The organism is Bacillus xiamenensis, from assembly GCF_000300535.1.
GTDB classification, from domain to species: Bacteria; Bacillota; Bacilli; order Bacillales; family Bacillaceae; genus Bacillus; species Bacillus xiamenensis.
Map to the genome: position 1 here is coordinate 1 of NZ_AMSH01000109.1, position 2,623 is coordinate 2,623.

At 53.7% G+C, this 2,623-nt stretch carries 1 rRNA gene; it reads left to right on the forward strand.

From position 1 onward, the window contains the following. A 23S ribosomal RNA gene (locus BA1_RS18950) occupies positions 1–2,602 on the forward strand; the annotation flags it as partial. Positions 2,603–2,623 lie beyond the last annotated feature (21 nt).

A 2,623-nucleotide genomic window follows, 5' to 3' on the forward strand; every position in this document is an offset into this window, starting at 1 on the left:
ATGATATAAGCGAAGAGGTCTGGAAAGGCCCGCCAGAGAAGGTAACAGCCCTGTAACTGAAATGTCATTCTCTCCAGAGTGGATCCTGAGTACGGCGGAACACGTGAAATTCCGTCGGAATCCGGGAGGACCATCTCCCAAGGCTAAATACTCCCTAGTGACCGATAGTGAACCAGTACCGTGAGGGAAAGGTGAAAAGCACCCCGGAAGGGGAGTGAAATAGATCCTGAAACCGTGTGCCTACAAGTAGTCAGAGCCCGTTAACGGGTGATGGCGTGCCTTTTGTAGAATGAACCGGCGAGTTACGATCCCGTGCAAGGTTAAGCAGAAGATGCGGAGCCGCAGCGAAAGCGAGTCTGAATAGGGCGCATGAGTACGTGGTCGTAGACCCGAAACCAGGTGATCTACCCATGTCCAGGGTGAAGTTCAGGTAACACTGAATGGAGGCCCGAACCCACGCACGTTGAAAAGTGCGGGGATGAGGTGTGGGTAGGGGTGAAATGCCAATCGAACCTGGAGATAGCTGGTTCTCTCCGAAATAGCTTTAGGGCTAGCCTCAAGGTAAGAGTCTCGGAGGTAGAGCACTGATTGGACTAGGGGCCCCTACCGGGTTACCGAATTCAGTCAAACTCCGAATGCCGATGACTTATCCTTGGGAGTCAGACTGCGAGTGATAAGATCCGTAGTCGAAAGGGAAACAGCCCAGACCGCCAGCTAAGGTCCCAAAGTATACGTTAAGTGGAAAAGGATGTGGAGTTGCTTAGACAACCAGGATGTTGGCTTAGAAGCAGCCACCATTTAAAGAGTGCGTAATAGCTCACTGGTCGAGTGACTCTGCGCCGAAAATGTACCGGGGCTAAACGTATCACCGAAGCTGCGGACTGTTCTTACGAACAGTGGTAGGAGAGCGTTCTAAGGGCTGTGAAGCCAGACCGGAAGGACTGGTGGAGCGCTTAGAAGTGAGAATGCCGGTATGAGTAGCGAAAGACGGGTGAGAATCCCGTCCACCGAATGCCTAAGGTTTCCTGAGGAAGGCTCGTCCGCTCAGGGTTAGTCGGGACCTAAGCCGAGGCCGAAAGGCGTAGGCGATGGACAACAGGTTGATATTCCTGTACCACCTCCTCACCATTTGAGCAATGGGGGGACGCAGGAGGATAGGGTAAGCGCGGTAATGGATATCCGCGTCCAAGCAGTTAGGCTGGGAAATAGGCAAATCCGTTTCCCGTGAAGGCTGAGCTGTGATGGCGAGCGAAATATAGTAGCGAAGTTCCTGATTCCACACTGCCAAGAAAAGCCTCTAGCGAGGTGAGAGGTGCCCGTACCGCAAACCGACACAGGTAGGCGAGGAGAGAATCCTAAGGTGATCGAGAGAACTCTCGTTAAGGAACTCGGCAAAATGACCCCGTAACTTCGGGAGAAGGGGTGCTTCTTAGGGTGTTAAAGCCCCGAGAAGCCGCAGTGAATAGGCCCAGGCGACTGTTTAGCAAAAACACAGGTCTCTGCGAAGCCGTAAGGCGAAGTATAGGGGCTGACGCCTGCCCGGTGCTGGAAGGTTAAGAGGAGCGCTTAGCGTAAGCGAAGGTGCGAATTGAAGCCCCAGTAAACGGCGGCCGTAACTATAACGGTCCTAAGGTAGCGAAATTCCTTGTCGGGTAAGTTCCGACCCGCACGAAAGGCGCAACGATCTGGGCACTGTCTCAACGAGAGACTCGGTGAAATTATAGTACCTGTGAAGATGCAGGTTACCCGCGACAGGACGGAAAGACCCCGTGGAGCTTTACTGCAGCCTGATATTGAATGTTGGTACAGCTTGTACAGGATAGGTAGGAGCCTTGGAAACCGGAGCGCTAGCTTCGGTGGAGGCATCGGTGGGATACTACCCTGGCTGTATTGACCTTCTAACCCGCTGCCCTTATCGGGCAGGGAGACAGTGTCAGGTGGGCAGTTTGACTGGGGCGGTCGCCTCCTAAAATGTAACGGAGGCGCCCAAAGGTTCCCTCAGAATGGTTGGAAATCATTCGCAGAGTGTAAAGGCACAAGGGAGCTTGACTGCGAGACCTACAAGTCGAGCAGGGACGAAAGTCGGGCTTAGTGATCCGGTGGTTCCGCATGGAAGGGCCATCGCTCAACGGATAAAAGCTACCCCGGGGATAACAGGCTTATCTCCCCCAAGAGTCCACATCGACGGGGAGGTTTGGCACCTCGATGTCGGCTCATCGCATCCTGGGGCTGTAGTCGGTCCCAAGGGTTGGGCTGTTCGCCCATTAAAGCGGTACGCGAGCTGGGTTCAGAACGTCGTGAGACAGTTCGGTCCCTATCCGTCGCGGGCGCAGGAAATTTGAGAGGAGCTGTCCTTAGTACGAGAGGACCGGGATGGACGCACCGCTGGTGTACCAGTTGTTCTGCCAAGGGCATCGCTGGGTAGCTATGTGCGGACGGGATAAGTGCTGAAAGCATCTAAGCATGAAGCCCCCCTCAAGATGAGATTTCCCATTCCGCAAGGAAGTAAGATCCCTGAAAGATGATCAGGTTGATAGGTCTGAGGTGGAAGCGTGGTGACACGTGGAGCTGACAGATACTAATAGATCGAGGACTTAACCTATATTTAATGTGAAGCATGAAC